The following is a 24,666-nucleotide window of genomic DNA, read 5'->3' as shown; positions in this document are numbered from 1 at the left end:
AGGGAATAATTATATACATTTTATCAAAGCTATCTCCTTGCAAGATAGCCGACCTAAAAGGCTAACTTGCTCAGTATTCGCTTTGGTTTAAAAGATAATTAAACTCGAACCTCGAACAACTTCCCATTTAGGATCTCCGTTGAATAAACTCATCGGCATTATAGGGGAAGTTATTAGATTAACAAGCCCCTTTTCATGAATTTTTTATTGCAACACACAATTCAGTGCGACAAGGTTTTATTGCTTAAAGCTCTCTCACTACTACTGTTTTGGCCATTTTGTCATGCCAACCCTGTTTCTTGGAGTCAAATGCAACCCAAATTAAACCAATAAAAAATACTAATGTAGCTGGAATATAACCAATGTAGCGAATAATCCCTTGCCCAACACTAATCTTTTCTCCTGTTTTTTCATCCAAGACTTTTAATCGAAGTAAACGTTTACCTGGCGTTCCTGCGAATTTAATCCAGCAAAAAATGTAAAAAGCTGCTGTGATGATTTGCCACACCCAATCCCATGTAGACATAAACTGGAATGATGAGAACCCATCTGAGGCAACAGTAGTATCACCACCCCCAAAGATCATGGTTAAAGGAATTAATGCGACAATGATAATGATCGAATCAATAATTGCTGCGCCAACACGTATCCAGAAACCCGCATACTCATATTGTTGAGACATATTTCCCCTCTCTTTGATTATTTCTATAAAATATTAATAAATAATAACCTGTTGCAGCATTTATTTATATTATCTTTTGTTGTAATTCTCGCTCAAAAAAATCAATAGTTCGTTGCCAAACCACTTGTGCTTCCGGCATACCGCGACTCACGCTACGAAAACCATGCGGCATATTATAGGTATAGGCTTCCACACGATCACCCAATTGTTGAATAAGTTGATTTCGTTTGTTCGCTGGACAAAATGGATCAACCGTAGACCAATGTCCTTGTAAAATACGAACTTGATCTAAAGATTCTTTTTTCGGTACGCCTGCTCCTTCAATCCCTAATGAGTGGTGATACACCACAGGCGCCAACATATCGTCTCGTTTGGCCATCTGAATGACATAGCCGCCTGTAAGACATTGCCCCAACATCCCCAAACGTCCATTTGACCGTGGATCTGCTTTTAATGCATCCAGTAATACATGAATTTCCTGATTCACCCCACTATCCGCAGCATTGGTTCGTCCTGCCTTATTTACCATAGCACGAATACAATATTTGACTGCGCCACCACTAAATAAGTTAGGGACATAGACCAAATAGCCACGATCCGCCAAATCTTGGGCATCTTCTCGATAGACATCTAAAATACCGAATAACTCATGCAGCAATAATATGGCAGGTGCTTTTTCTAAGGTTTGAGCAGGTGCATACACTTCAACTTCAATTTGACGTGTCGGTAATGTGATTGTTTTTATTTCCATTGCAGTCATCCGTTGCGTTCGAATGATTTTCATCCTATTTGTGACAATATCAATTGTCAAATAAAAAAGGATGTCTGACGACATCCTTTTTGCATTCATTCAATCAGCTGGTTAAATACTTAATAAACTGTTCAAAGTCTCTGCCACATTTTTCGATTTTACTTGAGGCTGTAGGCCTTTAAGTGCCTGTTGCACTTGGCTACGTTGTGGTTCAGCCAAGGTGTACCAACGTGACAATACTTGCAATAATCGAGAACCCAAAATTGGATTTTTCTCATCCAGATAAGCGGCAAGCTCGATGAAATGATCAACACCAAAACTCCAGGTATTGACTGGGTTTGCTGCCAAACCACCACTCACTGCACGGATACGATTCGGTGTTCCCAAATCATAATCGGCATGTTTGGTCAGATACTCAATTGTTTCTGCTGTTGCACACGGGTTCGATGCCTGGATACTAAACCATTGGTCTAAAGATAAGGCTTCATCTTTAAAACGGTTATAGAAATCAGCGAGCGCTGCTTGCGCTTGTGGTGCATCGTTCCACACCAAAACACGTAAGGCCCCTAAACGCTCAGACATATTGCCCGTTTGTTGATATTGCGCATAAGCCAACTCAAAGACCGATTCATCACCTTGACGTGCCAGCATGTTGAGCATGATATTTTTCAATGCTCGCACGCCCATTGCCAAAGAAAACTCTTTCTGTTGCGCTGGATCAAGGGCTAAATAGGTGTCTTTCCAGAATGAGCCCAACTCACGCGCTAAACGATCCAGTACCGCTTCACGTTTTTCACGAATCAGTTCGGGTTCATAGTCCTGATCAATACGGCTGCCCAAGTAGTTTTCACTTGGTACATCAAATAAACGCGATGCCAGTAACGGATCTTGATTCACTAATTCAGGCAAGGTATTTTTAATCGCCTGAATATAAATATCTGCCTTATGATCGTCTAATAAAATCCGTTCCAATAAGGTTTGTGTGGCTTGCCATTGGTTAAAACCATTGGTTTCATGCTGAATTAGAAAAGCCAGATCGTCATCGGAATAGTCAAATACCAAATTCACAGGTGCCGAGAAATTACGCAATAAGGAAACGACAGGTTGCTCGGTTACCCCTGTAAATTCAATTGTTGCTTCATCTTGATCAAATAAATACACCCCATCTTTGACCTGATTCACAAACAGGTCTGTGCTGTGCAAAGTATATTGCTCACCCGTATTGGCATTAAATAAAGCCAAGGCCACAGGAATTGGCACTGCTTTAAGGTTTGGATATTTTGGATGTGCTTTCAAGCTTTGTTTGAAGCTTAGACGATAAGTCTGTGCAGCGGCATTATATTCACCTTTGGCTTCTAACTTTGGCGTCCCTGGCTGGTTATACCAAGTCAGGAAATTAGAGAGATCCACACCAGAACCTGCACTTAATGCAGCCACCCAGTCTTCCACTGTGACCGCTTGCCCGTCATGACGCAGGAAATATTCATCAGTCCCTTGACGGTATTTTTCTTTGCCCAATAAAGTGGCCATCATGCGATTGATTTCAGCACCCTTCTCATACACCGTAGCAGTATAAAAGTTGTTGATTTCAACAAAATGATCTGGGCGTGGTGGATGCGACAATGGACCTGCATCTTCCGGGAATTGATGCGACTTTAACACGGCCACATCATCTATGCGTTGTACGGCCGCTGATTGTAAGTCTTCAGAGAAAGACTGATCACGAAAAACCGTTAAACCTTCTTTTAAGCACAACTGGAACCAGTCACGACAGGTAATCCGGTTGCCTGTCCAGTTGTGAAAGTATTCATGTGCAATCACCGACTGGACTCGCATAATCGCAGCATCGGTGGTGTATTCTTCATCGGCAAGTACACAAGAGGTATTAAAGATATTTAAACCTTTGTTCTCCATTGCCCCCATGTTGAACTGACTTACTGCCACGATCATATAGTTATCGAGATCGTAAGGACGCCCATAATGTTCTTCATCCCAGCGCATTGAATGCTTTAGGGCTTCCATCGCGATGTGACATTTTGGGATATCTTTTTCAATCGCATAAATCTCCAAAGCAACATCACGGCCTTCGGAAGTTGTATAACGATCTTTCAATACTGCTAAATCACCAATCACACAGGCAAATAAATAGCTCGGTTTTTTGGTTGGATCTTGCCAGATCGCAAAATGACGGCCCTCTCCAGCCTCACCCGTTTCCAATAAGTTCCCGTTTGCAAGCAATACTGGATATTTCTTGTCTGCTTCTACTCGCGTTGTAAATTCAGCAAGCACATCTGGGCGATCTGGATAGAAGGTAATTTTACGGAAACCTTCAGGTTCATTTTGAGTGACAAATAAATCCCCTGCCTTGTATAGACCTTCAAGCTGAGTGTTCGACTCAGGATGAATGATCACTTGCGTTTGTAGAATGACCTGATCTGGTGCATCAGTGATCACCAATTGTTCACTGTCCAGATCATATTGCTCGGCACTCAGCGTCTGACCATTAAGTTGAATTGATTTGAGTTCCAGATCACGACCTAACAGAACCAATGCACCTGCTGTCTGACGTTTCATCACCAGTGTAGAATCAACAACGGTATGATCATCATAAACCTGAATATCCAAATTGATGGATTCAACCAAGAATGAAGGCTTTTGATAGTCTTTTAAATAAATGGTTTGATCTGCCTGTACAGGGGGCTGCGCCGCAATATTCATCAGTATTCCTTATCTTTCATCATGTCGGATGGTCTTGTTGGCAAGACTCTTGATGAGTCGATCATACGCCAACTTACAAAAGCTGTCTTTAGAGCCACGTACCAGTTTTAAGAATTTTATTGGGTTTACTTTTCATCTTTTCAAATTTATTGAGCAAATCACGTGCCGTTTAGACAAAATTACAACATGGTTTTCCATTCTTAAATAAATGCTACAGAATCGAAGGGGTTTTATCGCTCAACTTACATTTTTTTCTGGCGTTTTACATTTTGTGCACGGTTATTGCTTAAGTTTATATGCCAATGTAGGTAATACAATAAAACATGTGAGGGTATGACGATGGAATTAAAAGCACACTTATATCGTTTAGAAAATATCAAGGCGATTCACGATCTAGCAAAAGCAGGCGTGGATCATCATGTCATTTCCGTTTTTTTAACTGCAGAAGGAATTGAATTGACCGCATTAGAAGTGACCAATATCGTGAACACCTATGACGCGCTTGGTAAAGAAAAATTACCGAGTAAAAAAGTACAAGCACTCATTGCTGCAAAAAAAATCGGTCAGGAGGACGAAAACTTACCATGCCCAGTTTAATCATTCACTTTAACCAAAAAACCTCGAAGCGATTTCGAGGTTTTTTTTATAACTATTTGATTAAGGGGTCGCGTTATCGGTACGCAACCAGACGACTGTACGGCCCAATGCTGAAACGCCCATATAACCACGCATACGTAAACGTTTACCTTCGCCTGTTACCACGCCTTTGCCTTTATAGATACGGCCAGATGTCGGCTCCAATACTCGACCATCAATATAAGAATCTGGTTTATCTGGATCTTCCCTAAAGCCTGATAAAATCTCTAGACCTAGAATCGGTTTATTGGTATTGGGTGCTGCGCATTTAGTGCAATTGGTCAGTGCAATGCCATGTGAGTTTGGATAACGATAAACAATCTTCCCATGATAACGGCCGTCATTTCCTTTACGGATTTCTACGATTGAGAGTTGCTCACCTGTTCGTTCTTCGATACTTTTCCAGTAGCCCTCAATTGAAGCTGCAAAAGTCGTTGCGCTTGCACAAGCAACAGTGAGTCCCATGATTCCGTTCATGAGCATACGATTTAGCATATTAACCCCGTCTAAAAAAAGAAACCTATTCATCGTTATAGGTTTAATGCACGGAAATTATCACACTTTTTAATAAGTTACACTGTACGCTAGCGTTCATTTGTATAAGAAATGAGTTATCTATTTGCCAAATTTAAAACACTAGTCGTTACTGTTTAGTACAAATAAAAAAGCCCAAACTGGTCGTTTAGGCTTTCTAAAGAACGATTGAATCCGTTAAGGATTCGCGCTGTCGGTTCGAATCCAGACTTGAGTGCGCCCAAGTGCAGAAATCCCCATATACCCCCGCATGCGCAGACGCTTGCCATCGGCACTCAATTGCGCCTTACCCTTATAAATATTACCTGTTTTAGGCTCAAGAACTCGACCATCAATATATTGATTCGGATTTTTCGGATCTTCTTTTAGCCCCCACGCAATTTGCAATCCGAGAATTGGCTTATTTTTAAATGGTTCAGGACATTTAACACAATGGGTCAATACTGTCGCACCGCCAGGAACGGGATAACGATAGACAATCGTTCCTGTATAAGTATTATCGGGTTTCTTTTTAATTTCCACGATTGAAAGCTGTTCCCCTGTACGATCATCAATACTTTTCCAAAACCCTTCTGGGGTTGAAGCAAAACTAAGTGTCGTGAATACAGTGAAAGAGATGCCCATGATTCCTTTCATGAGTGTGTTTTTTTGCATAATCAACTCCGTAATGCAAAACCGATCCGTCTATGGCTCCATTTTTATACGAATGTTCAGAAACAATCAACATAGCAAAAGATCATTTAACTATTTAAAATTGAACAAAGTTTTAAGTAATTCTCAGAATTTTTAATTAATGATTATGGCTTGGCACTACACATACAAATCCACTTTAAGATTCGACCTAAAGCAGAAACTCAGACAGTGTTCCGCATCTCAGCAACGATTAGATTGCCTAGACTGTATGAAGCTTCACCTCTTTGAGTGTCTACAATCTCACCTATAATTTTGATCTCGCTGTAAACTTTGCATCACTCTACAGATACAGCATGTATAATTCTGTTTTTAATGGTCGCAGGTTTCAAATCGATGGATTTACAGATTCTACAAAAACAGTTAGATGAAAGTAGCCATTGCCCGTTGTGCCGCGCGTCGATGTACTGGATTGAGGCAGAACAGTACAATCAAGAATTTCAATTTCACGAATGCAGCCATTGTCAGCACCGTGTCTTTAAAAGTGATAGCAAACTGAATTGTCATTGTAGTCAATGTACCGCTCAACGGAAAAAACAAACCCAGCAAACCATTTTACAAGAACAGCGAAAGAACAAAGTTAAAGACGAAGTCATTTATAGTCTGAATCAACTGAGTTTTTTACATAAATTATTTTTGCTCAGCCTGTTAGATAATTATGCACGCGAAGACGTACAACATGATGAGCTGATTCATTGGCAGAATATCAAATATCGAGAATTTACACCCAACTATTTGTTCCAGAATCATTTAGTTCAAGAATTACTGAAACTCGGGGTATTTAAGTCACAAGATAGTAACTTGGAAACTGAACATTTTTATTTGAATGTTCGACTGGATGGCTATTCTGACCCGAGCTTGTTTAGTGTCACCCAACAATTGCGGCACTGGTTTTATGAAAACCTGAGTCTAGGAATTCCCTTTAAAAACACCGATGAGGTCAAGGATGCCCTCTATCTTGTGCTTTACCAAGAAATTGTACAATTCATGCAGTTCTATTGTCGAACTTGGGGCATCCAGATTGCAGGTAGCCGCCCATTCCAAGCTTTTTGCTACCGTTTAATGGAAGGTCTCGCTGTTGGCCAAATTTTTTATTTGATTCAAACTGCATTAGAATATCTGCATAAACAGAATGCCTTACAGCCAAGAAATGATAAATTCATTAATACCAATTTATTAAAAAAGACATTGGAACAATATCGTGAGCGCGCCTTAACTGAACGTTGGGAAACCACGACCTTACCCAGACCTTACACCATTCCATTTAGTAAAATGAGTGAAGTGCTGCTGTTTAAATTTTTGGGTTATGACGAGAGCATTTTTATTCAGCCAGTCTGGAAGTCTTGGCGAAAAATCGAACCTCGCTTAAGTTTCTACTCGGTTAAGCGATGCATGTATTGCGGTTCAAATGACTTAATTGTGGATTATGATGCCGAAGATTATGTGTCATTAATTTGCCGTCAATGTAAGCATCAAGATCATTATTTCACTCGCTAATAAAGACCTTATTCAGGATATGTCATGTCACACAAACAACAACTGATTGATCAAGTCATCGAAGCTTGGCGTGCCTTACAACAACAAACGCCTTTAGTGCAATGCATGACCAATAGCGTTGCCAACAATTATGTGGCAAATATCTTACTGGCAGCAGGTGCATCTCCTGCCATGATTGATAATCCATTTGAAGCCGAAGATTTCACTAAAATCAGTGCCGCCTTAAGTATCAACCTGGGTACACCCACCAGCGAACAGACCCAAGCCATGTTGATTTCAGCTCAAACGGCTCAACAGCAGCAAGTGCCTTGGGTACTTGACCCTGTCGGTTATGGTGCAGTGTTAAAATGGCGCAGTGCAACGGTCGATCAACTGTTAACATTCCAACCCAGCATTATTCGCGGCAATGCTTCGGAGATCAGTACCTTAGCGGGCAGCCAAATCCAATCTAAAGGTGTCGATAGCACTTTAAATAGTCATGAGGTTTATGCACAAGCCAAAAGCCTATTGCAGCACACTGAATGTGTTGCAATTTCAGGTGAATCAGACTTCATCATCTCGAAACAATTCGATGCGGTGATTCAAGTCAATGGTGGCTGTCATTTACAACCCAAAATTACCGCAACAGGGTGTGCCTTAGGCGCATTAACCGCAGCCTATCATTCAGTCAGTCATCCAACCATCGCTGCACTTGCCTCACACATTCATTTTGCCATTGCTGGTAAACTGGCTTATGAGCATGCGCAAACCGTTGGCAGCTTTAATGTGGCCTTTTTAGATTATGTGCATATGCTGGATGACAACCTGATTCAGCAATATGTCGATATTGAAATCATTTAAGTATTTCATTCCACAATATTCATATGTACAGAATAAACAAACACATCACTGATATGTCTGTTTATTCTGGGGCTGAATGAGCAGTCTACTGATTTTCTTTTCTGAGCTAAAGACGGATAACCTTGTCATAATGCCGAGGGTTTAGACGAATCATCAGCCCCGCAACAATCACGACCATCAATATATGCCAAATCCATCCTGCACGATATGTGTCCGTCATACCATGCAGTACTGCAACCCACCATGGCGCAAGCGCTGCCAATAGAAAGCCACCACCCTGCATCAAAGCTGAAAGTTGCCCCGCATGCGTTGGGTCAGCTAAATGATCGAGCACTACAATCATCAGCAAGGCAAAACATCCGCCTAAGCCCGCTCCCACGGTAATTGCCCATAGATAAGGCAAAGCATCAGCAAAAAAGGCCAAGCCTGAAAAGCCAATCAATTGCAAGATCAAGGTGATCGCAATCCAAACACGGCGATCTCGATTGTTTCGGGCTAAATAAGGTAATAGCAACGCGGCAGCCGCTTGGCTGAGTGTTAACACAGCCATCAAATTACCACTCGCAGTTGCTGTCCAGCCCTGTGCTTGGAAAGCAGGTGCCAGCCAAGCCACAATCGAGCTATAGCCACCATTGATTAAACCAAAACAACAGATCAGCAGCCAAGTTCTTGGCTGTTTTAACAGGGTTAATATTGAAGGCATTTTATTATGCTGCCGCGCTGCTTCAGTCAAAAAGCAACTTGCAAATACAAGAGCAAGTAATGCAGGCAAAACAAAAATAGCCAGCCCGATTTTCCAGTTACCGCTACTATTTGTTACTACTGGTGCAATGAGAGCACCAAGCGCTCCTCCGCCCATCAACGTCGCTGAATAAAGCCCCATCATCGGGCTTAGATGGGCATGGAATTCTCTTTTTATCAGACTTGGAAAAGCTGCTTGAACTACCGCCACACCAAAACCAATAATGGCTGCCGTTCCAATTAAAGCCCATCCATTAGGTACAATGAAACGCAAGCCACACCCTAAGCAAATCAGCCCTAAGGCCCCGAGAATGGCACGCCGTTCTCCAATCGCACGCTGTATTACAGGCCCAATAAAAGCAATCAGCCCCATCAGCACCATTGGCACTAGAGTTAATAGTGCAATGCCTTGTAAACTCAATCCAGTCGTTGCTCGAATCTGATTGGCAACGGGCCCAATACTGGTCATGAATGGTCGAAGGTTCAATCCCACCAAAGCAACGGTTATAATCAAAAAAGATCGCTGATTTATCCTATTCATGGTTTTAGCTGCACATCAATCATGTAATGGATTGCCAATAGCGGTACAAGTCCGGCTTTGTTTCAATGCGTACAGGCACATAACGGATTGTCATCGACTGCTCTGCAAAGGGTTTGGCTAAGTCAGCATAGATCGCAGCCGTTGACAAACCATAGGCTTCAGCATCTTCATTGGAATGTGCATAAGTCACGCCACTAATGCCCGCCATACGCATCGCTGCCATACACATAGGACAAGGCTGCCCACTGGCAAATACAACACAACCGTCCAAATTGGCTGTCCCCAATTGCTGGCTTGCGGCACGTATTGCCAAGAGTTCTGCATGTGCGGTTGGATCATTACTTTTCAATATTTCATTGACACCTGACGCAATCACTTGGCCATCTTTCACCAAGATTGCACCAAACGGCCGTCCACCTTGCTCGCAATTTTGATAAGCCAGTTCAATGGCCTGACGTAGAAAATCGGTATTCTGTTGCACGTCTATACTCCAATTATTTTGCTTTTGCGCCTGCACGCAGTAACGCTTTTTCGATATGGCTATAGCCACGTGCATGCGCATGTTCGAGTGCCGTAATCCCATCAGCATCAGGAATATTGACATTCGCCCCTGCTGCAATCAGCACATCGACAATCTGTTGATAAGGTTGCGTACCATTGCCTAAAATGATCGCTTCCAATAAAGCGGTCCAGCCTAAGTTATTGATATGATCGACATCCACACCCGCGTCAATCAGGGTACGAACCGTATCCACATGGCCACGTTCAGCCGCAGGAATCAATGCTGTGCCACCATAGCGGTTGGTACTTTTCAAATCAGCACCATGCTTTAACGTGAGCTTTAATATTTTTAGATAACCACGCGCTCCTGCATAGAGATAAGCACTATCCTGCATTCGATCTTTGGCATTGACATCCGCGCCTGCATCTATCAAGGCTTGTGCGGCATCGAGATTATTGGCACGCGTTGCAACCAGTAAAGCGGTAGAACCAAAGGCATCACGGGCATCAATCTGAATATTTTGAGCGAGCAACTGCTGGATTTGTGCTACATTATTGCGTGCTGCCGCCGTATGTAAGGCATCTTCTTGCATCGCATCTCCCGAACTCGCATGGCTGCATGCAGTCAATGCCATCGTACAAATAACCGATAATAATGATTTGTGCATAAAATCCTCCTTGGCTCAGCCGAAGTTATTAGATGACAAATAAACACTATGACTAGGATAATCAGCTTCATTGCTATTTAAAAATTAAATTATTTAATAAAATCTATTAAGATTATAAATACCATATAAACAACACCACCAAATTCCACTGCCTCAAGGGTAAGTCGATATGTTTGATCCACGCTTGCTTCGTGCCTTCGTCAGTATTTATGAAGCAGGAAGCTTTACTTTAGCTGCTGAACATTTGCATATGACACAATCTACAATCAGCCAACAACTCGCCCGACTAGAGGAATCTGTAGGTAAGAGCTTGATTGACCGTAATGCGCGCCCCTTACAACTGACCAGTTCAGGTGAATATCTGATTAGCTACGCACGGCGGATTTTAGCCCTGCAACAAGAAGCACAGATGATTTTGAGCGATCCATCAGGCACGATTCCAATTCGGATTGGTTTGCCTGAAGATATTATGAATAGTGATATGGCTTTGGCCTTAAGTGCCTTTAGCAAACAACACCGTACGGTACGGCTAGATGTGACTGCAGGACTCAGCCGCGATTTGATGGAACGTTATCGCAATGCACAACTTGATATTGTGATTGTCAAAGAAACTGCGGCCAGTTCTGATCATCATGCCTGTTTCCCCGAAGAAATGGCGTGGTTTGAAAGTATTGATCATGGCGGGGATTGGTCTGATCCACTACCCTTGGTGACCTTCCCACAAGGTGGGCTCTATCGTGATGAAATGTTTGAACGGATTGAGCGCGAGCGCCTACATGGCTATATCGCCTTTACCAGCAATAGTTTAGCCAGTGTATTAGTCGGTGTTGAAACTGGTCTGGGTTTATCACTCTTGCCTGTAGCGACCACCAAAGGCCATCGAGTACAGGAATATTTGCCCTTGGGTAAAGCTCAAGCAATGACTGTTGCGATCTATGCCTGGGATAAAGATGGTCTGGTGTTTGATCTTTTAGCACAAATGACGAGCGTACTCAGCAACCGTTTTGAAGCATCACAACGTGAATGATTTCTGCTCAAATCACCTAACAGCTCAGGCAATGCGTCATTATGTGCCAAGCCTTATGCTAGATGTGCCAAAAATAGAGGGCATGGCACAAAAAGTTAAAACACCTGATTTACTGTCAAGACTATACCAATAGCGCTGATTACTATCGATTGAAATAGGCAGCTTTGACAAGTAGATCAGCATGACAAAACAGACAGAAAAACGATACCGCCAGTATGATCGTAATCACCTGATTTTTAATGTGATTGATTCGGGTCCAATCGATGGTAAACCCGTCATTCTTTTGCATGGTTTCCCCGAGACTGCACAAAGTTGGCAAGCCACCAGCACCATTCTCAATCAACAAAACTTTCGAACGTTTGCGATTGAACAACGAGGCTACAGCCTAACAGCCTCACCCAAAGGTCGTTTTCAGTATGCTATTGGAGAGCTGGTTGCTGATGTCAAAGCCTTCATCGATTTATTAGGCCAACCGGTATACGTCATTGGCCATGATTGGGGTTCAATTGTCGCCTGCGAATTGGCCCAGCAATTCCCCAATCTAGTCAAGCATCTCACATTGGTCTCGGTTCCACATACTGGGGCATTTCTGAAATCCATGCTTAGCAGTACGCAAATCTTTAGCTCGTACTATATTGGCTTTTTCCAATTGCCCTTTATTCCTGAACTGCTGTTTAAACGGGCCAAATCACTGAGTCGGCTATTGCTAAAAAACTCAGGGATGAATGCGGAACAAATCAGGGATTTTCAGCAGTATTTCATTCAAGAAAATCGCATCGGCACAGCAATCAACTGGTATCGCAGTATGCCACTCGCACCTTTCAACTCGACCTTTAACAAGGTAAAAGTCCCTACCTTATTTATCTGGGGCAATAAAGATATTGCAGTTGGTAAGAAAAGCGTACAGTTGAATAAACAGTTTTTTACTGGCGCATATCAGGAAATTTATCTGGATGCCACACATTGGATTCCTGCCCAGAATGCCGAGCAACTTAGCCATTATTTTATCAATGCCGTGAATGAGGGAGAACACTATGCATCCTAAACAACGACTGGAAAATCACTATCTTGAACAGCGCCGTGTGCAATTCGATTTTAGCAATACACCAGAATATTGGATCTATGACAATCCTTTTGCCACTCATTTAGTTAATGCAGTGCATTTGATTTTACCTGTGGGCGAACTCTGGATGTGTCGCTCATTTAATGAAGCCTTACCTTATGTCAAAGATGAAAAGCTTCGTGCCGATGTAAAAGGTTTTGTCCATCAAGAAGCGCACCATGCCTCCGCACACAAGGTCGCTCAAGATTATTTACGTCACTATAATTATGATATTGATGAATTTCTTGTATCTTTAGACAATATCTTTAAACAAATTAATGTTGCACCTTTTGGCTTAACCTTATCCAGTACTCTGGCATATCGTTGGCTCACAATGCGCATCGGTATCGCAGCTGCGGCTGAACATTTTACAACGATGCTGGGAACTTGGTGTCTCGAAAACCAACCTTGGCAAAATAAAACTGCTGATAAAATGATGTCTGATCTGATGACTTGGCATTTGGCAGAAGAAGTTGAGCATCGAAGTGTAGCTTTTGATCTCTATATGCACTTATGTGGTGAAGAAAATAAAATCTTTGCCTACTTACAACGCCAAATGATCATGCTGGCGGTCGCACCGGGATTTACTTTTGCCATCTATCAATGCTTTAAGGAACTTGCTCGACAAGATACTCAAACCAAACGCTATCAAAATTATGGTCTGCTCCGTTCCCTAGCTCAAATGGCAATTGAAAATGCCCGTAGCAAACAGGTACCAAGCTTTTTCTCGGTGGTCTTTAGTTTAAAACATTGGCTGAAACCGAGCTATCACCCATATTATGAAGGCGATACTTTAAAAGCCTTGCAAGTCATCAATAACTCCCCTGCGGTCAAAGCCCTAACCCAACTTCGGGTTTGCTAAGTCACTCAATTATTCCTTCCACTTCCAGGCACATGATGTGCCTTTTTTTGTTTTAACAGAATTCAAGATAAAAGCCCTATCAATATAAACTTTTTTAAGGTTTTAGCGATGAAAGCTATAACGATTGCCAAGTCTCTATTTGTTTCACGAAAATATGAACTAGTTCGGATGCGGTGCAAATGAATAGGAATAAATCAAAGATGGCTCATCACATTCACAGCCAGGATAGGTATTTTCCCGCCAAACGCCATCCACTTCATTTGATTTTTCAACAATAATAAAATTATTGATTTTTTGCTGTTTCAGCTCAATCTTGATTTAACGCTGAGATCTTCTACTCTCAAATCATAAAACCTTTTCAGTTAAATGTTTCAATCCTATCTACACCGACGCAAAGATATCTCTCTGGAAAGTTTAACATTCAGCCCTAAAATTTGACCTGAAATATCATCTTAAAAGAATCAAAGTCAAATGAATGAATGATTAAATCATGTTTTAATTGATTAATTTTTTAACCATAGATATAGAGACCAAAGTCCATGATTCTGTCCTTTGATGATACACAGAGATTGAATTGAATAAGTTAAGATAACTTATAAATCAACTGCATCATGCTGCAATGATTTATCTTTAATTGGGTTAAAGGATTTGGCTTCGAAATTAGCAGAGCAATTATGACTGATCTTCCAAGTATTCCATCCGTTCTATTAGAACTCATCAATAAATATTTAAAGCAACAGAATATTTCGAGTCATCAGCTCAATCAACTTACTCAACAGTACGCCAATCAACCGAGAATGCCCTTACACAAATGGTGGAACTTGCTTGAAGAAATCCACCAGCAACACCCAACACCTGTGTTAGGACATTATATTGGTGAACTCTCAGAGCCCCATCATATTCATATTTTAGGCTACTTGGCCTTATCCAGCCCTCATCTACTCAGTTTCTTGAATTGTTTTAAAAACTTCCAGCCCCTTTTACAAAATTCAGCTTCATTTTCTATTGTGCAGAAAGAAGATCGCTTCTGTATGTGCTGGACACCCGTGGTGCATAAAAACTCTCAGCTTTCAAATGAAGTATTGCTTTCTGGTGTATTGAGTACCATTCGAAAGATTTTACACCGACCAGATATTCAGCCTTTAAAGATTGAGTTCTCTGCTGTTGCACCTGCCGATACCACACCTTATCTGCAAATTTATGGTTGCCCTGTCAGTTTTGATTCAGAAATATTACGATTATGGCTTCCGCTGGAGATTCTGCATTTTCCAATCCCTAGTCACGATCCACATCTAAAAAAACTGTTGGATCAGCAGGCTGAAGCCTTGCTGAAGAGCATTCCAAATCCTGATACCTTTTTAAAAGACTTACAGTTGCTCATCGTGAATATGCTCAAGATGGGTGAACCCTCGGCGGAGCATATCGCCAAACAGATGAATCTATCGTTAAGAAGTTTTTATCGTAAGTTAAGTAGCTATCATTTGCAGTATAGTGATCTGGTAAAAAGCATTCGTTTAGAACTGGCTAAAAGCTATTTACTCAAATCAGAGCTGTCACTCACTGAAATTGCGCTGTTACTGGGTTATGCAGAACAAAGTGCTTTTAGCCGGGCCTTTAAACAGTGGGAACACCAAACCCCGTCAGAATATCGAAAAAATCAGCTTGCCTAGCACCTACAAAAAGCAAAAGAATGAATCATCAATATGACTCACTCTTTCAAAAAGCTACTGATTTAAAAATTTAGAAGCTAAAGCCAATATTTAAATTGATTCGATACAACCATTGATCACTATATGGAGAAACAGTTGAGGTAAACCCCGTTGCATTGGATGCACCCCCAATAATATTGGCGTTTTTACCCCAGCTATAATCTGCCCAGAGCATAAATGGTGAGGCGATAAACATCATCCCAGTGGTATTCATTTGTGAAGCTGACCAATCATCACGTTTCTTGTCCATATAACTATAGTCATTATAAAAACGGATGGCTTTGAGTTTGCCCATATCCTGTACGGGTAAGGTATAAGCCAAGTTTAAACTGGCGACGGTGGCTTCGGATGCAATGAAATAGGCAGGGGTAAAACCATTATTCCCCATCAAGGTCATGTCATTATTGATCCCTTCTGGATTTTTGGCATCATATTGGTAATGAATCACAGAGCTTTGTAAATTAAAACGTTTGTAATTATTATCCGTGTGCAAACCGACCGCATAATACTGGCCATTTTTATCGGTCGTTTTATTATGCAATTGTGCAATAGCCCCCGATACACCAAACTCTTGCTTACCGAATTCGGTTTCCAGCTTACGTACAATACGCGTATTCAATTGATGCCGCTTTTCATTTTGATAGGCTTTCTGGTTTGGAAATGCATTGTTCCTCAGATCATCATAGGTGGCGCTTTCAGGTGAATAACGAAGGTTGGTCTCCAGCATTTGCGGATAATAGCCCAGTTTCACATCCCAATCCTTGTTATGAAAGTTCCAGTTCAAACCGGGTGCAATGTTATTGCCATAACCCAAGAAGAATGGGATATGATAAGTCCAGCCATTTTGCGGATAAGGATAAATGGCAAAGGGCTTATAGACAAAACCTGCTTCTATACTGTTATTTTCATCTAGGTTATAACCGACATAGGCTTTCTCAACCGAACGTTTTTCCTGATCTTGAAATAAATAACTGGCATTGAAATAGGCATCGTCAAATTTGCCTTTTACATCCACCCGAAAAATATCGAAATACAGTTTACCAAATCCACCATTCGGCCCTTGCCAATTTTCATAACGCTGATTGAGTCGTACCACACCGCCGACTTGTACTGAATCCTTGCTGTCTTCACTTTTCCATTCCAGGGCTGAGCTTTGTGCAAATACATTTGCACTGCTACCCAAATAAAATGCAGCACATAGCATAGCTATAGAGGTCTTTTTCATTTCTTGATTCCTTGGTTTTTGTTCCAACGATCCTGTTGGCTAGCTTTTTTGTTTTACCTATAAAACATAGTTTTTATCGTTTTATGGGCAAAAAAATTTGCCCATAAAGCGGTCTTCACATCAGCACGGACTGCCAATGCTCAGTAGGATTAGTACAATTTTTTCTGTGGTGGACCTGCAAAGTTCAATGGCCCAATTGAATGCATATCCAGTTCAATCACGCTTGGACCTTTGAAAGCAACCGCGTCCTGAATCACCGTTTTGAATTCATCAGCACTGCCCACTTTCCAGCTCTTCACACCCATTGCTTCACCTAAGACCTTATAGTCTGGGGTATGCAACTCATTGAAGTACTGGCGACCACCAAAGTAATTCTTCTGGATGCCACGCATCACGCCATAACCACCATCATTCATGATCATTAGCACCATATTGGTATTTTCTTGCGCCATGGTGGCAATTTCGCCAATGCCTAACATCAAACCGCCATCACCAACCAAGCCAATCACTTTCTTGTCAGGATTGGCAATCGACGCACCAATCGCAGTGGCCAGACCTAGACCAATCGCGCCTGCTAGAGAATGAATATTCTGGTTTGGCGCCTGTACCGGGAATAGACGGCTACCCCAAGTACTCCCTGACATGGTAATGTCACGTACAAAAATACCATCTTGCGGTAATGCGGCACGTAAGTGATCACAGATCAAGGCATATTGATCCAGCTGCGTACGTAATGCCTCGATTGCGGCCTGTTTTGCCTTCACCACTGCTGCATCATATTCCGCATCGACTTTTGAGATACCTTGCAAGCCCGTCAATACACGTTGCAACACATCTTTGGCGTCAGCACAAATGAAATTACGAACTTTGTAATTACGCTGTTGTGCGACAGGATTGGCATCTATCTGGATAATATTGTCAGGGAACTGCACGGAATAGGTTTTGGTTTCATTACTGCGTAAGCGTGAACCGACCACCACCAATAAATCAGCCTCTTTGAGCAACTGTTCAACCCCAGCCGAGTTATGGAATGCACCTAGGCTACGAGGATGATCATCGGCCAATACCCCACGCGCATGTGTTGATGACACTACAGGAATGCCGAGATCAGCGATGGCTTTGACTTCTGCAACACTATTCAACGTCCCACCACCGATCCAGAACACGGGACGTTTGGCTTTCTTCAGTTCATCGATGATTAAATCGACTTCCACTTGCTCAGCTTGTGGCAATTCAAGCGCTTTTACTGGCCCTAAGTTCAGCGGCAAATCGATTTCTGCTGCTTGCACATCAATCGGTAACTCAACACTGACTGGCCCCATCGGTACTGTCGTTGCCACACGAATCGCTTCACGAATCACACCCACCGCATTGTCAGGGCTGGTAATACGAAATGCAGCTTTGCTGGATGCACGTAAGAAGGTCAGCTGATCTTTAGTTTCATGAATAAAACTGGCATCACGATCTAGATATTCACGCTCCACCTGTCCAGTTAAATGCAACACTGGACTGCCTGCATTCATGGCTTCAATCAGTGAACCAACTGCATTACCTGCACCTGCACCCGTACTGGTGAGCGCCACACCCAGTCCTTTAAAGCGTGAATGACCATCTGCCATAGTGACCGCACCTGCTTCACCACGTGCCGCCACAAAACGGATTTTTTCACGGCGACCGACTGCATCGGCAATCGGTAAGTTATGGATCGAGATCACCCCATAAATACTGTCTACTTGGTGTGCTTCTAAAACACGGGCGATGGCTTCGCCGACATTTACACGTTCTGTCATTGCTATATTCCTTAAAAACTGTTCATTCCATGAATGTATTAATTCGCCCAAGGATTTGGCTGTTCGCTTAATCCCATATAGATGCTTTTTTGTTGCATATAAGACAAAATGCCTAAACGACCTTTTTCACGCCCGATCCCACTTTCTTTAAAGCCACCAAATGGCGCAGAAATCGAGAATTTCTTATAGGTATTGATCCAAACCGTACCGACTTCTAAAGCGCGCGCAATTTGCCATGCCTTGCGATAGTTTTCAGTCCAGATGCCTGCGGCAAGACCAAAACAGCTGTCATTGGCTTGTGCCAGTAAATCTTGCTCATCGTCATATTTCATCACCACCAGTACAGGGCCAAAAATCTCTTCCTGACAGGTTTGTGCTGAATTACTTAAACCTGTGATGATGGTTGGCAAGTAATAACTACCTTTGGCCAACTCACCTTCGGTTAAGGCATGACCACCAACTAGGACTTGCCCACCTTCTTGTTTCGCGAGCTGTACATAGTCATCAACCGAAGCCAAATGTTTCGGATTGATCAAAGAACCAAGATGTACGCCTGCGGTTTCAGGGTGTCCAACACGCAAGCCTTTGGTAATTTCAACCAGACGACTGAGGAATTGATCATAGATACTGCTGTGTACAAACAGACGCGAACCGGCAATACAGGCTTGTCCTGCTGAACTGAAAATACCGTAAGCCACGCCTTTGGCTGCCAATTCAATATCTGCATCTGGCAATACAATCGTTGGGGATTTTCCACCTAGCTCTAAAGACGTCGTAATTAGTTTATCTGCGGCAAGATGTGCCAGATGACGACCCGTGGTGGTTCCGCCCGTAAATGAAATCTTACGCACCAAAGGATGCTTCACGATCGCATCACCAATCACTGAACCGCGTCCAACTAAGACACTGAGCAAACCTTTCGGTAAACCTGCTTCTTCAAAGATTTTGGCGAGTTCCAATGCAATCAAAGAAGTGACTTCCGCAGGTTTTAAAATCACGGCATTGCCGCCCGCAAGCGCAGGTGCCAATTTTTGCACTTCACTGGCAATCGGTGAGTTCCACGGGGTAATTGCAGCGACTACGCCTACAGGTTCATGCACGCTCATGGTCATAAAATCTGCTGCACGTTGCGTGGTCAGCTCATCATTCAGGGTTTCACAAGCTGCTGCCACATAACGCGCTGTTGCCGCTGCACTTAGGGTCAAGGCACGGGTTTCAGCCAAGGGCTTACCATTATCACGGGTTTGCAGCTTTGAAAGTTCATCCACACGCGCTTCAATAATGTCGGCCACTTTATATAAAATACGGGCACGTTCATGCGGCATGCTGTTACGCCACTCAACCTTACGCCATGCTAGATCCGCTTTTTCAATGGCTTCATTGACATCATCCAGACTCGCCGTTGAAATTTCAGCATTCACCGATTGATCTGCTGGAAATAAACTTTGAATCGTCGCGCCTTTACCTAATCGCCATTCACCTGCGATATAAATTTCCTTCACCATGATCAAATCCTTTAAATCTGAATTGCTTCAACACTATTGCGGCAAGCGCGAATCACACTGAGTGCGGCTAAAGTTGAGGTTTTGGGATTATTCGCCAATGGCACACCAACCAGTTCAATGGTCATTGCACCGAATACACCCTCTGCAACAATGGTGTGCTTGTTTTTGTTGATATTTGGATCAACCGTCAATTCCACCATGGTGTCATCCATACCCAGTCCAGCCAGTGCAATCGTGGCGGCTACATTGGCATTGGCTGGAAACTTCAAGGCAGCTTCTCTGGCTGTACCACGGAAAAAAACTGTTGCTTCGCTGACCTGATCGAGGTCGACCAATTGCTCGGCATAGCTGCCACGCCAGCTTTTCGGACTCTTACAGCCCTTATAAGTGACTTTTTCCAGACCACCTTCTTTGGCTGCGGAGATGCCATCAATCCCTGCAATGGCACCCGCTAAAAGGTGCAGATGTGCATCATGTTGTTCTGCCGTGGTTTTGAGTTGAATTAAAAATTCGTTATCGGCCAAAGTACCCACTGAGATCAGACCAATGGTCCAGCCTTTTTCCAAGACTTTTTGTGCATGTTCTTTCACTGCTGCCTGACCAGCCACTTCAATCACATAATCTGGTGTCCCCTGACATTGCTCGATTGAAGAAATCACCTGTACATCGGCAGCAACTTGCGCCTGTACTTTTTCGACACTGCGAGCAGGTACCACAATCCATTTAAGTTGCAGGTCTTGTGGCATGTGGGCATACACTTCTGCCGCCATCGCGCCAAAACCAATCATCATCAACTGTTTCATGTGCACACCTTATAAATGTTTGTTAAATCCACCAGAAACATCCAGTGTCGAACCTGTGGTATACGATGCCAAAGGCGATGCCAGAAACACCAAGGCACGTGCTGGCTCTTCTGGCTTGCCTAAACGTTGCATTGGAATGCCACGATTTTTGGCAATATTGCCTGTCCACTGTTCCCAAGTCGCATTGGGGTCTGAACGGGTTTCAAAACGGCGTTTCCACTGTGCTGATTCCACCATACCTAACAGTATTGAGTTGACACGAACACCGTACTGGGTAAATTCATGCGCCAATGAATGGGTCAGATTCAGCAATGCTGCACGCGCAGATGAGGTTGCAATCATGTGCGGTTCAGGTTGCAGTGCCAGCAAAGAATTGAACCGTACCGGGTTTGTCGGAGACTCAATATTCTGAGAGACTATTCCGATGAAAAAACCAAACTATACCCCCGAAATTAGAGAAAGAGCGGTTCAATTACTAATTGAATCTGAAAAAGATTATCCATCGAATTGGGCAGCAGTTTCCGCAATTGCTCCTAAAATTGGCTGTACTCCTGAAACACTTCGTGTTTGGTATCAAAAATACTTAGATCAACAAAATCCCGCCAAAGTACAACAGGTATCTGACCAAGAAAAAATGAAGCAAATGGAACGTGAAATTAAAGAATTAAAACGTGCCAATGAAATTCTACGTAAAGCAGCCGCTTTTTTCGCCCAGGCGGAGCTCGACCGCCCACACAAATAATGGTGGATTTTATCCATAACAATAAGGCGTTATATGGTGTTGAAGCGATTTGTAGAATTTTACCGATTGCAGCTTCGACCTATTATCGGGCTTTAGATTTCGTTGATAACCCAGAACATCGAGCGAAACGTGCTCTGCATGATTTACATCATGCAGAGCAAATCAAACGTATTTGGAAAGAAAGTTCAGGTCGATATGGTGTACGTAAAGTTTGGCAAAAATTGAAACGTGAGGGTTATGTTATTGCACGTTGTACAGTTGCTCGATTGATGCAAAAGCTAGGTATACAAGGTGTTTGGCGTGGTAAGAATAAACAAACCACCCGTAGCCGAGATGATCAAAAACGAGCAGATGATTTAGTGAAACGGAATTTTAGTGCTGATCGACCTGACCAATTATGGGTCAGTGACTTTACGTATATTCAAACACATTCAGGCTGGGTCTATACCGCCTTTATTATTGATGTGTTCTCACGAGCAATTGTTGGATGGAAAGTATCTACACGGATGAATACAGATATGGTGCTCGATGCATTGGAGCAAGCATTGCACGATCGAGGCATGCCAAAGAATGTGATTCATCATTCCGATAGAGGTGTTCAATATCTTTCTATTCGCTATACCAATCGTTTAGATGCTGCAAATTTACGAGCATCAGTCGGTACGACAGGTGATTCATACGATAATGCTCTGGCTGAAACGGTGAATGGCTTATACAAAACAGAGGTGATTGAATATTTAAAAGCAGATTGGCAAGGTTTAGCAGATGTACAACTTGCGACACTAAACTGGGTAGATTGGTTCAATAAAAAGCGTGTACACAGTGCACTGGGTTATGTATCGCCTTTTGAGTTTGAAGCAATGTACTATGATAAGATTAACCCGTTAGGTCAGGTGGCCTAACTTAAATAAAAAAGTCTCCGACAAACCCGGTACGGTTCACTCAACTGTTACTTGCAAGACAAGTCATAACCAGACCCATTCATCTCATTGTCTGTGATAATCACCCAGATAACATGCGCTATCCGTTTGGTATTCATTGTGGTTCATGGGTGTACTGGGCAAGCCAATTGCCCCATATTGCACGTATCGATGTTATTGGAATTCATTCGAATGACATTGGCTGGCAACATGCTTGGGAGAACCATTGGTCTCCGTTACGCAAAGGTAAATTGCATTATTGGAGCTTACAAAAAAATGCTTCATGGACACGCTTTATCGGTGCTAAAGGTGTTTGGCATAATTTCAACCATCCAGATGACCTGCTCGCTAGTTTCTTAGCCGAAATAAGCCATCAGGATAGCCCGATTTATTTATCCATTGATAAAGACGTACTCTCCAGTGAAGTGGTCATGACCAACTGGGATCAAGGTCTGTTTCTCGAACAACATTTACAAAGTTTGATTCAGGCATGTCAGGGTCGACTAATCGCTGCAGATATTACCGGTGATATCTCGGCCTATCATTATAAAAATTATTTTAAGCGCTTCTTGGCCGCCTCAGATGGACAACAAGAGCCCTCCTTGACTGAGATTGAGAATTGGCAATTACAGCAAAAAGCGCTCAACCGACGTTTAGTCCATGAGATCAATACGGCATGGATGAATTAAACCCGATATTTTTTATCATTATCGTTTAATTCATCTCATCAAAATGTCATTCGGCAAATCTTTATGCCATTGTTGTTGCGTCGCTGCAAACTGATAGCCATAGTCATATAATTTCCTCATATAAACGGTATCAAACTGTTTTAAATGTTCTCCTTTAAAATCCTCATCAATATAAGCAAGATTAAAATCAACCTGATCTTGCTTTGCAATTTGATAAAGATGCAATACATCACTTATGCCTTGATTTTGTATCAATGCCCGAATAGCCCGTCCACCAATACTTAAAGTTTTCCTCTTGGTCTGATTCCAACTCGGCCGAAAACGGCCATTGCGGATGACATACAAATGCACTTCGCGATTGATGGATTGACCCATAATTTGCTCTAATCGTTTCTTTAGTGAAGCGGGATATAAAAAGACCTGATTGACCACCCCACCATCGACATGCATTTCCTGATATTTTTTCCCATCTACTTCAACATCAATCATCACGGGTGAAACCACTCCAGGAATACTGGTAGATGCAATAATAATTTTACGAAATAATTCTAGTGCATTCGGTGCATTGCTCGATGCAATTTCTCCCATATTCCAAATCGATTGACGTCCGGCATCGATATCGGTTGTTCCAATTTGTAAGATCCGACCTTTGGCATGCTCTTGTGCAATCAAAGCTAAAACTTCAGGTGTTATGTATTTTTCAACAATCTGGGTAAGTGGCTCGCTACTGGCCATACCATCTTTGACTAAACCCATGACAATATTACGATATCGAAATATCGTATTCGGTCCAGCGGAGGTCGCGACTGTACTCAAAATATCATCATATTCTGGGCCTAAAAAAGCAAATGGCGCAATCAATGCACCCGCACTTACCCCTGTAACAACCTTAAAATCATGCCGTTTACCACTTGCCGTCAGTCCACATAATACACCTGCGGCAAAAGCCCCATTTTCACCTCCGCCCGAGATTGCCAAGGCATATAATGGAGGTAATTTTTCAGATACATGCCTGAGCGATTCCAACTCGCGCTGACTATTTCGAAGTATCGCTTCAATAAAAGGTGTCAGATCATGGTCAAACCAAACGCGTGCATTGGGAATACCTGAAATAATTGCTTTTTCTGTCATCCGTTCTGGAACAGCTTCAAGGCGTGAGTGCCAGTTAAACGCCTGAATAATCCGATGAAATAAATTCATAATCCACCACCTAAAATCATTAATAGGATTTTTACTGCCAGACTTTAACTATAAGACCTTGCATTGATTTTTATCGTATAGAAATTTTCTCAAATCCATTTTAATAAAAAAGAGATAAGAAGAATTCATCCTCTTATCTCTTTAGCCTAGCTCATCTTGTCTAGAAACATCATTTTTTCAACATAGATTACTTATATTTCCAAGGCACAGCAGGTGAACCAATCCAAGCCGATTTAGCTGGAATGTTCTCACCCTTCATCACCAGGGTCAGTGGACCCAATACCGCATGATGG

Annotated in this window: 21 protein-coding genes, 3 pseudogenes and 1 other annotated feature; of the genes and pseudogenes, 9 read left to right on the top strand and 15 right to left on the bottom strand. The window is 42.4% G+C overall.

Annotated features, from left to right (window positions below; translation table 11 throughout):
* Positions 1-244: 244 nt before the first annotated feature.
* From F895_RS10980 to pepN, 3 genes are all read right to left on the bottom strand, one after another.
* A complete protein-coding gene (locus F895_RS10980) occupies positions 245-682 on the bottom strand; it encodes an RDD family protein (protein ID WP_005240820.1) in 438 nt (145 codons plus the stop codon).
* 64 nt (positions 683-746) lie between these two features.
* Positions 747-1,433: a dienelactone hydrolase family protein gene (locus tag F895_RS10985; RefSeq protein ID WP_005240819.1), complete on the bottom strand. Its 687-nt coding sequence runs from the start codon at positions 1,431-1,433 to the stop codon at positions 747-749.
* Positions 1,434-1,544: 111 nt separating this feature from the next.
* A complete protein-coding gene (gene pepN / locus F895_RS10990; protein WP_005240818.1) occupies positions 1,545-4,151 on the bottom strand; it encodes an aminopeptidase N in 2,607 nt (868 codons plus the stop codon).
* Positions 4,152-4,490: 339 nt separating this feature from the next.
* On the opposite strand from pepN, the gene F895_RS10995 reads away from it, so the two are divergent.
* Positions 4,491-4,748, top strand: a complete 258-nt coding sequence (locus tag F895_RS10995) for a hypothetical protein (RefSeq protein ID WP_005053401.1) — start codon at positions 4,491-4,493, stop codon at positions 4,746-4,748.
* A gap of 60 nt (positions 4,749-4,808) precedes the next feature.
* Here F895_RS10995 and F895_RS11000 read toward each other — a convergent pair whose 3' ends face one another.
* Entirely contained in the window at positions 4,809-5,282 is a 474-nt protein-coding gene (locus F895_RS11000) for a DUF2147 domain-containing protein (protein ID WP_005240817.1), read from the bottom strand.
* A gap of 216 nt (positions 5,283-5,498) precedes the next feature.
* On the bottom strand, positions 5,499-5,975 hold the full coding sequence (locus F895_RS11005) for a DUF2147 domain-containing protein (RefSeq protein ID WP_005240816.1): 477 nt from the start codon (positions 5,973-5,975) through the stop codon (positions 5,499-5,501).
* 372 nt (positions 5,976-6,347) lie between these two features.
* Here F895_RS11005 and F895_RS11010 point away from each other — a divergent pair, with 372 nt between their 5' ends.
* Both F895_RS11010 and thiM read left to right on the top strand, forming a co-directional pair.
* Complete coding sequence (locus F895_RS11010; protein WP_005240815.1) at positions 6,348-7,508, top strand: hypothetical protein; 1,161 nt, start codon at positions 6,348-6,350, stop codon at positions 7,506-7,508.
* A gap of 24 nt (positions 7,509-7,532) precedes the next feature.
* Complete coding sequence (thiM, locus tag F895_RS11015) at positions 7,533-8,348, top strand: hydroxyethylthiazole kinase (RefSeq protein WP_005240813.1); 816 nt, start codon at positions 7,533-7,535, stop codon at positions 8,346-8,348.
* A gap of 106 nt (positions 8,349-8,454) precedes the next feature.
* Here the strand turns inward: thiM and F895_RS11020 are convergent, their stop codons facing one another.
* The 3 genes from F895_RS11020 to F895_RS11030 are packed head-to-tail and all read right to left on the bottom strand — an operon-like array spanning position 8,455 to position 10,799.
* Complete coding sequence (locus F895_RS11020; RefSeq protein WP_026040222.1) at positions 8,455-9,630, bottom strand: cyanate transporter; 1,176 nt, start codon at positions 9,628-9,630, stop codon at positions 8,455-8,457.
* Between the two features lie 19 nt (positions 9,631-9,649).
* Complete coding sequence (locus F895_RS11025; RefSeq protein WP_005240810.1) at positions 9,650-10,111, bottom strand: nucleoside deaminase; 462 nt, start codon at positions 10,109-10,111, stop codon at positions 9,650-9,652.
* A 13-nt stretch (positions 10,112-10,124) separates the two neighbouring features.
* Positions 10,125-10,799, bottom strand: a complete 675-nt coding sequence (locus tag F895_RS11030) for an ankyrin repeat domain-containing protein (protein WP_005240809.1) — start codon at positions 10,797-10,799, stop codon at positions 10,125-10,127.
* A 169-nt stretch (positions 10,800-10,968) separates the two neighbouring features.
* On the opposite strand from F895_RS11030, the gene F895_RS11035 reads away from it, so the two are divergent.
* The 3 genes from F895_RS11035 to F895_RS11045 all read left to right on the top strand — a co-directional run bounded on the left by F895_RS11035 (position 10,969) and on the right by F895_RS11045 (position 13,790).
* Positions 10,969-11,826 carry a LysR family transcriptional regulator gene (locus F895_RS11035; RefSeq protein ID WP_005240807.1) on the top strand — a complete coding sequence of 286 codons (858 nt, stop codon included), beginning with the start codon at positions 10,969-10,971 and terminating at the stop codon, positions 11,824-11,826.
* 181 nt (positions 11,827-12,007) lie between these two features.
* Positions 12,008-12,871: an alpha/beta fold hydrolase gene (locus F895_RS11040; RefSeq protein WP_005240805.1), complete on the top strand. Its 864-nt coding sequence runs from the start codon at positions 12,008-12,010 to the stop codon at positions 12,869-12,871.
* On the top strand, positions 12,861-13,790 hold the full coding sequence (locus F895_RS11045) for a metal-dependent hydrolase (RefSeq protein ID WP_005240803.1): 930 nt from the start codon (positions 12,861-12,863) through the stop codon (positions 13,788-13,790). Before F895_RS11040 ends, F895_RS11045 begins: the two co-directional genes overlap by 11 nt.
* A gap of 124 nt (positions 13,791-13,914) precedes the next feature.
* On the opposite strand, the pseudogene F895_RS20250 reads toward F895_RS11045, so the two are convergent.
* Positions 13,915-14,102, bottom strand: a pseudogene (locus F895_RS20250) (cyclohexanone monooxygenase); the annotation flags it as partial.
* A 362-nt stretch (positions 14,103-14,464) separates the two neighbouring features.
* Here F895_RS20250 and F895_RS11050 point away from each other — a divergent pair.
* Positions 14,465-15,460 (top strand): AraC family transcriptional regulator, encoded by a 996-nt coding sequence (locus tag F895_RS11050; protein ID WP_005240801.1) that lies wholly within the window; start codon positions 14,465-14,467, stop codon positions 15,458-15,460.
* Between the two features lie 70 nt (positions 15,461-15,530).
* Here the strand turns inward: F895_RS11050 and F895_RS11055 are convergent, their stop codons facing one another.
* From F895_RS11055 to F895_RS11075, 5 genes and pseudogenes are all read right to left on the bottom strand, one after another.
* Positions 15,531-16,724 (bottom strand): hypothetical protein, encoded by a 1,194-nt coding sequence (locus F895_RS11055; protein ID WP_005240800.1) that lies wholly within the window; start codon positions 16,722-16,724, stop codon positions 15,531-15,533.
* A gap of 149 nt (positions 16,725-16,873) precedes the next feature.
* Positions 16,874-18,514 (bottom strand): thiamine pyrophosphate-binding protein, encoded by a 1,641-nt coding sequence (locus F895_RS11060; protein ID WP_005240797.1) that lies wholly within the window; start codon positions 18,512-18,514, stop codon positions 16,874-16,876.
* 38 nt (positions 18,515-18,552) lie between these two features.
* The gene (locus F895_RS11065; RefSeq protein WP_005240794.1) at positions 18,553-20,019 is read right to left on the bottom strand and encodes an aldehyde dehydrogenase; all 1,467 of its coding nucleotides are present in this window, start codon (positions 20,017-20,019) and stop codon (positions 18,553-18,555) included.
* An 11-nt stretch (positions 20,020-20,030) separates the two neighbouring features.
* Entirely contained in the window at positions 20,031-20,822 is a 792-nt protein-coding gene (locus F895_RS11070; protein ID WP_005240792.1) for an aspartate dehydrogenase, read from the bottom strand.
* Positions 20,823-20,831: 9 nt separating this feature from the next.
* Positions 20,832-21,197, bottom strand: a pseudogene (locus tag F895_RS11075) (SDR family oxidoreductase); the annotation flags it as partial.
* A gap of 49 nt (positions 21,198-21,246) precedes the next feature.
* On the opposite strand from F895_RS11075, the gene F895_RS11085 reads away from it, so the two are divergent.
* Positions 21,247-22,466, top strand: a protein-coding gene (locus F895_RS11085) for an IS3 family transposase (RefSeq protein ID WP_107114716.1) whose coding sequence is annotated in 2 segments (ribosomal slippage) — positions 21,247-21,523 and positions 21,523-22,466 — 1,221 coding nt in all. Because the reading frame shifts where the segments join, the coding sequence is not laid out codon by codon here.
* Positions 21,522-21,638: a sequence feature (AL1L pseudoknot), on the top strand. (Overlaps the previous gene by 117 nt.)
* 38 nt (positions 22,467-22,504) lie before the next feature.
* Positions 22,505-23,173 (top strand): annotated as a pseudogene (locus F895_RS11090) (hypothetical protein); the annotation flags it as partial.
* A gap of 30 nt (positions 23,174-23,203) precedes the next feature.
* Here the strand turns inward: F895_RS11090 and F895_RS11095 are convergent.
* The gene (locus F895_RS11095; RefSeq protein ID WP_005240789.1) at positions 23,204-24,373 is read right to left on the bottom strand and encodes a patatin-like phospholipase family protein; all 1,170 of its coding nucleotides are present in this window, start codon (positions 24,371-24,373) and stop codon (positions 23,204-23,206) included.
* Positions 24,374-24,666 lie beyond the last annotated feature (293 nt).

Source organism: Acinetobacter sp. CIP 64.2, from assembly GCF_000369645.1.
GTDB lineage: Bacteria > Pseudomonadota > Gammaproteobacteria > Pseudomonadales > Moraxellaceae > Acinetobacter.
The sequence above is the reverse complement of the archived record's forward strand: the minus strand, read 5'-3'. Positions and strand labels throughout refer to the sequence as shown.

Excerpts from the sequence above, each read along its gene's own strand:
- F895_RS10980 (WP_005240820.1), bottom strand. The coding sequence starts at position 682 with ATGTCTCAACAATATGAGTATGCGGGTTTCTGGATACGTGTTGGCGCA.
- F895_RS10985 (WP_005240819.1), bottom strand. The coding sequence starts at position 1,433 with ATGGAAATAAAAACAATCACATTACCGACACGTCAAATTGAAGTTGAA.
- pepN (WP_005240818.1), bottom strand. The coding sequence starts at position 4,151 with ATGAATATTGCGGCGCAGCCCCCTGTACAGGCAGATCAAACCATTTAT.
- F895_RS10995 (WP_005053401.1), top strand. The coding sequence starts at position 4,491 with ATGGAATTAAAAGCACACTTATATCGTTTAGAAAATATCAAGGCGATT.
- F895_RS11000 (WP_005240817.1), bottom strand. The coding sequence starts at position 5,282 with ATGCTAAATCGTATGCTCATGAACGGAATCATGGGACTCACTGTTGCT.
- F895_RS11005 (WP_005240816.1), bottom strand. The coding sequence starts at position 5,975 with ATGCAAAAAAACACACTCATGAAAGGAATCATGGGCATCTCTTTCACT.
- F895_RS11010 (WP_005240815.1), top strand. The coding sequence starts at position 6,348 with ATGGATTTACAGATTCTACAAAAACAGTTAGATGAAAGTAGCCATTGC.
- thiM (WP_005240813.1), top strand. The coding sequence starts at position 7,533 with ATGTCACACAAACAACAACTGATTGATCAAGTCATCGAAGCTTGGCGT.
- F895_RS11020 (WP_026040222.1), bottom strand. The coding sequence starts at position 9,630 with ATGAATAGGATAAATCAGCGATCTTTTTTGATTATAACCGTTGCTTTG.
- F895_RS11030 (WP_005240809.1), bottom strand. The coding sequence starts at position 10,799 with ATGCACAAATCATTATTATCGGTTATTTGTACGATGGCATTGACTGCA.
- F895_RS11035 (WP_005240807.1), top strand. The coding sequence starts at position 10,969 with ATGTTTGATCCACGCTTGCTTCGTGCCTTCGTCAGTATTTATGAAGCA.
- F895_RS11040 (WP_005240805.1), top strand. The coding sequence starts at position 12,008 with ATGACAAAACAGACAGAAAAACGATACCGCCAGTATGATCGTAATCAC.
- F895_RS11045 (WP_005240803.1), top strand. The coding sequence starts at position 12,861 with ATGCATCCTAAACAACGACTGGAAAATCACTATCTTGAACAGCGCCGT.
- F895_RS11050 (WP_005240801.1), top strand. The coding sequence starts at position 14,465 with ATGACTGATCTTCCAAGTATTCCATCCGTTCTATTAGAACTCATCAAT.
- F895_RS11055 (WP_005240800.1), bottom strand. The coding sequence starts at position 16,724 with ATGAAAAAGACCTCTATAGCTATGCTATGTGCTGCATTTTATTTGGGT.
- F895_RS11060 (WP_005240797.1), bottom strand. The coding sequence starts at position 18,514 with ATGACAGAACGTGTAAATGTCGGCGAAGCCATCGCCCGTGTTTTAGAA.
- F895_RS11065 (WP_005240794.1), bottom strand. The coding sequence starts at position 20,019 with ATGGTGAAGGAAATTTATATCGCAGGTGAATGGCGATTAGGTAAAGGC.
- F895_RS11070 (WP_005240792.1), bottom strand. The coding sequence starts at position 20,822 with ATGAAACAGTTGATGATGATTGGTTTTGGCGCGATGGCGGCAGAAGTG.
- F895_RS11095 (WP_005240789.1), bottom strand. The coding sequence starts at position 24,373 with ATGAATTTATTTCATCGGATTATTCAGGCGTTTAACTGGCACTCACGC.